The sequence below is a fragment of the Micromonospora sp. URMC 106 genome (assembly GCF_051386395.1).
Lineage (GTDB): Bacteria > Actinomycetota > Actinomycetes > Mycobacteriales > Micromonosporaceae > Micromonospora.
On record NZ_JBPQTP010000178.1, the window covers coordinates 1 to 8,100 of the forward strand.

The 8,100-nt window shown below is 74.0% G+C and carries 5 protein-coding genes; all 5 read right to left on the reverse strand.

Annotation, left to right across the window (positions count from 1 at the left end):
* Window positions 1-2: 2 nt before the first annotated feature.
* The 5 genes from ACSNOB_RS30820 to ACSNOB_RS30840 all read right to left on the reverse strand — a co-directional run bounded on the left by ACSNOB_RS30820 (window position 3) and on the right by ACSNOB_RS30840 (window position 7,317).
* Window positions 3-1,736 carry a sensor histidine kinase gene (locus tag ACSNOB_RS30820; RefSeq protein ID WP_436690843.1) on the reverse strand — a complete coding sequence of 578 codons (1,734 nt, stop codon included), beginning with the start codon at window positions 1,734-1,736 and terminating at the stop codon, window positions 3-5.
* A gap of 43 nt (window positions 1,737-1,779) precedes the next feature.
* Entirely contained in the window at window positions 1,780-2,787 is a 1,008-nt protein-coding gene (locus ACSNOB_RS30825) for an Acg family FMN-binding oxidoreductase (protein WP_436690845.1), read from the reverse strand.
* A 305-nt stretch (window positions 2,788-3,092) separates the two neighbouring features.
* Complete coding sequence (locus ACSNOB_RS30830) at window positions 3,093-3,965, reverse strand: universal stress protein (protein ID WP_436690847.1); 873 nt, start codon at window positions 3,963-3,965, stop codon at window positions 3,093-3,095.
* On the reverse strand, window positions 3,962-6,364 hold the full coding sequence (locus tag ACSNOB_RS30835; protein ID WP_436690849.1) for a phosphoketolase family protein: 2,403 nt from the start codon (window positions 6,362-6,364) through the stop codon (window positions 3,962-3,964). Before ACSNOB_RS30835 ends, ACSNOB_RS30830 begins: the two co-directional genes overlap by 4 nt.
* Window positions 6,365-6,489: 125 nt before the next feature.
* On the reverse strand, window positions 6,490-7,317 hold the full coding sequence (locus tag ACSNOB_RS30840; protein WP_436690851.1) for a universal stress protein: 828 nt from the start codon (window positions 7,315-7,317) through the stop codon (window positions 6,490-6,492).
* Window positions 7,318-8,100 lie beyond the last annotated feature (783 nt).

Consider the following 8,100-nt stretch of genomic DNA (forward strand, 5'->3'; position numbering starts at 1 on the left):
GGTCAGTCGCGGAGGGGGGCGGACCAGCGCAGCTCGGTGCCGCGGGGGTGGGCTGGGCGTACCTCGAACTCGCCGCCGTGGCGTTCGGCGCGCTCGCGCAGGTTGACCAGCCCACCGCGGGCGGCGGCCGGGTCGCAGCCCACCCCGTCGTCGGTGACGGTCAGCGTCACCCGGCCGGCGTCGACGCGCACCGACACCGCCACGCGGTCGGCGTGGGCGTGCCGTACGGCGTTGGAAAGCGCCTCCCGCAGCACGGCGGTGAGGTCGGGGCGGACCGCGTCGGGGACGGCGCTGTCGATCGGGCCGGTCAGCTCCAGGCCGGGCCGGTAGCCGAGCGACTCGGCGGCCACCTCGATCGCCTCGCGGAGCTCGGTGCGCAGTGCCGCGCTCATCGGGGTGCGCAGCTCGAAGATGGTGCGGCGGATGTCCTTGATCGTGGCGTCGAGGTCGTCGACCGCCGCGTTGATCCGCTTGGCGACCTCCGGCTTCGTCGTCATCGGCGCGGCGCTCTGCAACTGCAGGCCGGTGGCGAAGAGCCGCTGGATGACCACGTCGTGCAGGTCCCGGGCGATGCGCTCGCGGTCCTCCAGGACCACCAGCAGCTCCCGTTCCTCCTGCCCGCGGGCCCGCTCCATGGCCAGCGCGGCCTGCCCCGCGAAGCTGCCCAGCAGGGCCATGTCGTCGTCGCTGGCGGCGGGTGCCCGGTCGGGGCGGTGGGCGATCACCAGCACGCCGTGCAGGGTGTCGGCGGTGGCCAGCGGAGAGATCACCGCCGGCCCGGTGCTCAGCAGCGCCGGCCAGGGCGCGGCGTGGGCCAGGTCGTCCACCTGGTCGTGCCGGCCCTCGACGACGGCGGCGGCGAAGCTCGTTTCGGCTGCGGGCAGCACCGTGCCGATCAGCGCGCCGGCCTGCTCGTCGGCGCCGTCCACCACCTCGACGGTGAACTCCTCGGCGTCCGGGTCGTAGAGCAGGACCAGCGCGGCCTCCGCCTCGGCGACCTCGCGGGCGCGCCGCGCCACCAGCGCCAGCGCGTCGGTGCGGCGTACCTCGCCCAGCAGTACGCCGGTGATCTCGGCGGTGGCGGCGAGCCAGCGTTCCCGCCGGTGGGCCAGCGCGTAGAGGCGGGCGTTCTCGATGGCCACGCCGGCCGCCGCGGCGAGCGCGACCACGATCTCCTCGTCGTCCTCGGTGAACTCCGCGCCGCCCTGCTTCTCGGCCAGGTAGAGGTTGCCGAAGACCTGGTCGCGGATGCGCACGGGCACGCCGAGGAAGCTGTGCATCGGCGGGTGGTGCGCCGGGAACCCGTAGGACTTCGGGTGCTGGGTGATGTCGGGCATCCGCAGCGGGCGCGGATCGTCGATGAGCAGGCCGAGCACGCCCCGCCCGTGGGGCAGGTCGCCGATCTTCGCGTGCAGCTCCGCGTCGATGCCGTGGGTGATGAAGTCGTGCAGCATCCGGTCGTGGCCGATCACGCCGAGCGCGCCGTAGCGGGCGCCGGCCAGCTCGCAGGCCGCCGCCACGATCCGCTGCAGGGTGCTGCGCAGATCCAGGTCGGTGCCGATGCCGACCACCGCGTCGAGCAGGGCCCGCAGCCGCTCCCGGCTGGTCACCACCTCGCCGACCCGGTCCAGCATCTCCTGGAGCAGCTCGTCGAGCCGCACCCGGGACAGCGGGCTCAGGCCCAGCGAGGGAGTCGCAGGGTTCTCCTGCCGGGGGTTCGGTGCGCTGGCGGCCATCGGGCGATGCTATCCCCCCACGGCCGCGGGTGACCGACCCGCGCTACGCGTTCCCCCGTACCGCCGAGGTGTCCACCACCTGCTGCACGGCGAGCCGCGGGGTGTGCGGCGGGCCGGCGTGCGCCGGGTCCGCGATCCCCAACCGCAGGACGAGGTACGGGTAGCCGAGGCCGGCCAGCAGCCCGCGCAGCGTCTGCCGGGTGCCCGCCACCTCCACCACGCCGCTCAGCGGCACCACCGAGATGCCGAGCCGGGTGGCGGTCAGCCAGGCCGCCGAGAGCGCCTCGCCGGCGCGCAGCCAGCTGTCCGGCTCGTCCTCGTCGCCGTAGAGCAGCCCGTACACGGCCGCCCGGTCGTGCCCCGGGCCGACCGGCAGCGTGCCCGGGCGGCCGAAGTCGCGGGCCGGCACGGTCGTCTGCGGCGCCTCCTCGGGCAGCACCTCCGGGGGCAGGCCGGTGCCGGTGCCGCCGCGGCTGGTCCAGTACTCCAGTTCCTCGCGCAGCTGCGGGTCCTCCGCCTCGACCGACGCGGCGTGACTGGCGACGGCGGCCAACTCCATCACGTTGTCGCGGTCGAGGAACTGGAGCTGGCACCCCTCGGCGGCGACCACCGAGGCGATCTGCCCGAGGTCGGCGGTCGGCACCGGCTCGTCGCTGACCGGGCGCCGGTCGGTGTGCCGCACCTGCATGCACTGCACCAGGCGCATGGCCGCCGGGTCGGCCTCCGCGCGGGCCAGCCCGGTCAGCCGGGCCAGCAGGTCCTCCTCGTCGGGGTCGGGCATCCGCTCCACCACGGCCGTCCAGCCCTCCGCGGCCAGCGCCACCCGCGCGTGGTGCAGCGCGGCCCCGCAGCTGTACGCCACCAGCCGGCCCTCCGGGTCCGTCGCCGTGAGCTGAGGGTCGCGGACCACCCGCAGCTCCAGCGCGTCCGGCAGCACCCGCCAGCGCCACGGTTGGCTGTTGTGCACCGACGGGGCGTGCCCGGCCGTCGCGGCGGCCTCCGCGAGCGCGGTGGTCAGCGGGCGGCCCGTAGGCGGCGTCTCGTGGCTCATCGTCACGACCCTTCCGTTTCTCCCCATCGTGCCCCAGCCCGGCGGTGCCCCGGGCGGGGTTGCCGCTCCATCCTGTGCCACGCCCGCCGGCCGCACACGGGACGCAGGTCCCGAGACGACAGGGCACTTCGCCCCCCGACGGTTCGCCCGAGCCCTCCGACGGTTCGCCGGAGCCAGCCGAGGGTTCGCCGGAGCCAGCCGAGGGTTCGCCGGCGCCGGCCGACGGTTTGCCGGAGCCGGCCGACGGTGGGCGTGGGGGAGGGCACCTCGCACATCGGGACCGGATGACGAGATGCCCTTCCCGCTCACCGTTCCCGGACCACCGCCACCGGGCAGTGGGCGTGCTGGATGAGCTGCTGGCTGACCGAGCCGAGCAGCATCCCCGTCAGGCCGCCCCGGCCCCGGCTGCCGACCACGACCAGGGACGCGTTGCGGCTGGCGTCGACGAGCAGGGACGCCGGGCTGCCCGCCGCCACCTCCACGGTGACCGCCACGTCGGGAAACGTCGCGCCCCAACGGGTGAGCGGCTCGTCCAGCTCGGCCCGGTCGGCGGCCGTCGCCTCGCGCGCCTCGGGACCCGACGGCGGGCGCTGGCCGGCCCCCGGCTGCCAGGCCCGCACCACGTGCAGCGGCACCCGCCGGGCCGCGGCCTGCTCGAAGGCGAAGCCGAGCGCCAGCAGCGAACACTCGGAGCCGTCCACGCCGACCGCGACGTGCCCGGCCCGTCCGCCGGCGGCGGCCTCGCGGCGGACCACCACGACCGGGCAGTGCGCGTGAGCGGTCACCGCGACCGCGGTCGAGCCGACGAGCAGCCCGCCGAAGCCGCCGTGCCCGCGGGTGCCCAGCACCAGCAGGCCGGCCTGCGCCGAGCGTTCCTGGAGCACCAGCGCGGGCGGCCCGTCGAACACCTCACCGGTGACGGTCAGCTCCGGGTGCGCGGCGGACGCGTCGGCCGCCGCCGTGCGTACCAGGTCCTCGACCTGCCGGCGGGCCGTGTCGTCCGGCCAGATGCCCGGGGCGACGCCCGGACCGACCCAGCCGGCCACGGTGAGCCACTCGAAGACGTACGCCAGCCGGACCGGGCGTCCGCTGCGGCCGGCCTCCTCCAGCGCCCACTCCAGCGCGACCGAGGCGTCCGTGGAGCCGTCGTAGCCGACCAGGATCTCGTCGCCGCTCATGCCTCACCCCTCAGGGCCGGGTCCGTCTCGCGAACCCAGCGCCACTCCGCGACCCGGGGGTCGTCCTCGCCGTGTTCGCGGGTGTAGTCGCGGCAGGACTGGCGCGCGTCGACCATCTCCTGGCGCAGGTGGGCGGCCCGGGCGGCCAACCCCGGCACCCGGTCGATCACGTCGATGACCAGGTGGAAGCGGTCCAGGTCGTTGAGCATCACCATGTCGAACGGCGTGGTGGTGGTGCCCTCCTCCTTGTAGCCGCGCACGTGCAGGTTGTCGTGGTTGGTCCGGCGGTAGGTGAGCCGGTGGATCAACCACGGATAGCCGTGGTACGCGAAGATGACCTGCTTGTCCCGCGTGAAGATCGTGTCGAACTCCTTGTCCGACAGGCCGTGCGGGTGCTCCGTCGGCGGCTGCAGGCGCATCAGGTCGACCACGTTGACCACCCGCACCTTCAGGTCCGGCAGGTGCTTGTGCAGCAGGTCCGCCGCGGCCAGCGTCTCCAGCGTCGGCACGTCGCCCGCGCAGGCGAGCACCACGTCGGGCTCGCTGCCGGCGTCCGTGCTGGCCCAGTCCCAGATCCCGATGCCGCGCCGGCAGTGCTGGACCGCCTCGTCCATCGACAACCAGTTCGGCGCCGGCTGCTTGCCGGCCACCACCACGTTGATGTAGTGCCGGCTGCGCAGGCAGTGGTCCATCGTGGAGAGCAGGGTGTTCGCGTCCGGCGGCAGGTAGACCCGCACGACCTCGGCCTTCTTGTTCATCACGTGGTCGATGAAGCCCGGGTCCTGGTGGGAGAAGCCGTTGTGGTCCTGCCGCCACACGTGGCTGGAGAGCAGGTAGTTCAGCGAGGCCACCGGCTTGCGCCACGGGATGCCCCGCGTCACCTTCAGCCACTTGGCGTGCTGGTTGAGCATCGAGTCGACGATGTGGATGAACGCCTCGTAGCTGGTGAAGATGCCGTGCCGGCCGGTGAGCAGGTAGCCCTCCAGCCAGCCCTGGCAGAGATGCTCGGAGAGGACCTCCATCACCCGCCCGTCGGGGGAGAGGTGGTCGTCGCCGGGCAGGGTGCCGGCCATCCAGGCCCGGTCGGTGACCTCGAAGGCCGCGCCGAGCCGGTTCGAGGCGACCTCGTCCGGGCCGAAGAGGCGGAACGTCTGCGGGTTGGCGGTGATCACGTCGCGTACCCACGGGCCGAGCGCGCCGGTCGCCCCGGCCACGGTCTCGCCGGGCCGCTGCACGTCGACGGCGTAGTCGCGGAAGTCGGGCAGCGCCAGGTCGCGCAGCACCAGCCCGCCGTTGGTGACCGGGTTGGCGCTCATCCGCCGCTCGCCCTTCGGCGGCAGCTCGGCCAGCTCGGCGACCGGCGCGCCCGTGGCGTCGAAGAGCTCCTCCGGTCGGTAGCTGCGCAGCCAGCGCTCCAGCTCGGCCAGGTGCTCCGGGTTCTTGCGCACCTCGGACAGGGGCACCTGGTGCGAGCGGTAGGTGCCCTCCACCTGCTTGCCGTCGACGTCCCGGGGCCCGGTCCAGCCCTTCGGCGTACGCAGGACGATCATCGGCCAGCGGGGCCGCTCGACGGCGCCACCGGAGCGGGCCCGCCGCTGGACGGCGGCGATCTCGTCCAGCGCCCGGTCCAGCGTGGCGGCGAGCGTCTGGTGCACGACGGCGGGGTCGTCGCCCTCCACCACGTACGGCTGGTAGCCGAAGCCGCGCATCATGTCGAGCAGGTCGTCGGCGGGGATCCGGTCCAGCACCGTCGGGTTGGCGATCTTGTAGCCGTTGAGGTGCAGGATGGGCAGCACCGCGCCGTCGCGGGCCGGGTTGAGGAACACGTTGGACAGCCAGCTCCCGGCGAGCGGGCCGGTCTCCGCCTCCCCGTCGCCGATGACGCAGGCGACCAGCAGGTCGGGGTTGTCGAACGCCGCGCCGTAGGCGTGGCTCAGCGCGTACCCCAGCTCGCCGCCCTCGTGGATCGAACCGGGCACCTCCGCCGCCACGTGGCTCGGGATGCCGCCCGGGAAGGAGAACTGGCGGAACAGCCGGGCCATGCCGGCCTCGTCGCGGTCGATGTGGTGGTACAGCTCGCTCCAGGTGCCCTCCAGCCAGGTGTTCGCGACGATCGCCGGACCGCCGTGGCCGGGGCCCGTGACGAACATGGCGCGCAGGTCACGGGCGACGATCACCCGGTTGAGATGGGCGTAGAGCAGGTTCAGGCCGGGGCTGGTGCCCCAGTGGCCGAGCAGTCGCGGTTTGACGTGCTCGGGTGCCAGCGGCTCGCGGAGCAGCGGATTGTCCAGCAGGTAGATCTGCCCGACAGTCAGGTAGTTCGCCGCCCGCCAGTAGGCGTCCAGCCGGCGCAGCTCGTCTTCGGTCAGGGGGCTGTGCAGGTCGAGAGCGGTGTCCATGCTGCATGAGCCTCTCGCGGGTAGGGGAATCCTGCATCCTCGGAGCGGATTCGTCCGGGCCGATCTCAGCTTTCCCGGTCGGCGCCGCTGTCGGTCAGGGCCGTTGGTCCTGCGCCGGGCGGGCGTTACGCCCTGTCCCCCGGCACCCCCGTCAGCCCGCGCACCACGATCACCGGCGCCGGGGAGTGGTAGAGCAGCGCCTGGCTCACCGCGCCGAGCATGCCGCGCCACGGCTCGTCGCCCCGGGCGGCGACGAGCGCCACCTGCGCCGAGCGGGACTGCTCCACCAGGACGGTGCCGGGGTCGCCGCGGATCGTGTGGCACTCCGCCGCGACCGACGGGAACCGGTCCGCGCACCGCGCCACCAAGCCGACGAGCACGTCGGGATCCTCGGTGGCCTCCTCCGGCTCGACGACCCGCACCGCGAGCAGCCGCGCCTCCCGCCGGGCCGCGCACTCGAACGCCCATTCCAGCGCCCCCCGGGAGCTGGCGGAGCCGTCCACCCCCACCAGCACCGGGCCCTGCGGCGGCGGGTCCCGGCGCGCCACCAGCACCGGGCAGCCGGCCCGGGCGGCGAGCTGCACCGCCGCCGCGTCGGCCGGCACGCAGTCGCCGCAGGTCGCCATGCCGGCGTCCCCGATGGCGAGCAGGAACGCCGACTCCGACCTGCGGACCAGGGTGGAGACGGGGGCGCCCTCGATGATCTCCCCGCTGATCGGCAGGGCCGGCTCGACCTCCCTGGCGATCTCGGTGGCCCGGGAGATCAGTTCCTCGGCCTCGGCGCGCGGGCCGGCGATCGACGGGGCCTTGAGCGCCGCCGTCCAGTTGAACGCGTGCAGCAGGCAGAGCGGCCGGCCGTGTTCGGCGGCCTCCTGCGCGGCCAGCCTGACCACTGGCAGGTTGCGCTCCGAGCCGAGCCCGACCAGCACCGCCGCGTCGGTGGCTGCGGCCATCCGACATCACCTCCGCAGGCGTCGCGCCCGGCCCTCCTGTCGAGGCTAGTCCCGCGGGTACGGCGGTGGGGCGGGATCGGCGCACGGCGGCGGTCTGTGGCCGGGGTGGGGCTGAGGTCGCCGTTGGCTTGCGGTGCGGTGGGGGTGTTCATCTGGCTTGCGCTGCGGCGGTGGTCGGCGTCGGCTTGCGGTGCGTGGGGGTGGGGTGTGCCCCGTCGGTGGTTGCGCGTCGTGCGTGCCTGGATGTCGGCTTTGCGGTACGGCGGTCGCGTCGGCCGGTGCCGGGTGGGTGTGGTCGGGCTGTCCCGTCTGTGGGGGTGCTCGTGGCAACCGGCGGCGAACGGGGGTGTCGTCTGATCTGCGAAGGCGGTTGGGCCAGGGGGTGGGCGGTGATATCCCGGTGTCCGGTTTCGGGGTGTGACCGGGGGCATCGTGGGTGTGGAATCGTGGCGGGGCCGGGGTCGTTACACCATGCGTACGGCTGAGCAAGGGCGCACACCCCCCGGGCGACGGGTTGGTGTGTGGGGCCCCGGAATGATGGTGGGCCGCCGGTCGTTACACATGGTCCGGCCGACGTGCGGGCGTCCCCCGCCCCGCGTGAACGTGGCCTGGTCTGAGTCTTCCCGGCGTGCTGCCGGAATTCCCTCTGTGTTTCTTGAGCGCCGGACGGTGCTTGCACCCCCCGCCGATTCCCCCTTTGGCGGTGGTGGTGCCAACCCCCGAATGGAGCCACTGTGATGAACACGATCATGCGTAAGAGCGTTCTTGGTGTTGCTGGTCTGG